The 315-nt window shown below is 69.5% G+C and carries 1 protein-coding gene; it reads left to right on the top strand.

What is annotated here, in order from left to right:
- A partial coding sequence (locus A9Z05_RS37840; RefSeq protein WP_305143983.1) for an enolase C-terminal domain-like protein occupies positions 1-312 on the top strand: 312 nt, incomplete at its 5' end.
- Positions 313-315 lie beyond the last annotated feature (3 nt).

The following is a 315-nucleotide window of genomic DNA, read 5'->3' as shown; positions in this document are numbered from 1 at the left end:
GACGTGTCGCTCGCGATGTTTACGCATGCGGCGGCGGCCGCGCCCGGCACGATCACCGCGATCGACACGCACTGGATCTGGCAGGAAGGCGACGCGCGGCTCACACGCGAGCCGCTCGCGATCGTGGGCGGCAAGGTGGCCGTGCCGGAACGGCCGGGGCTCGGGATCGAGCTCGACATGGCGCAGATCGAGGCCGCGCATGCGCTGTACAACGCGGTGGGTGGTACGGCGCGCGACGATGCGGTGGCGATGCGTTATCTGGTGCCGGGATGGACTTATGATCCGAAGCGGCCGAGTCTGGGGCGGGTTTAGGGC

This window comes from Burkholderia sp. A2 (assembly GCF_001729305.1).
GTDB classification, from domain to species: Bacteria; Pseudomonadota; Gammaproteobacteria; order Burkholderiales; family Burkholderiaceae; genus Burkholderia; species Burkholderia sola.
This window is presented reverse-complemented; position numbering and strand designations above follow the sequence as displayed.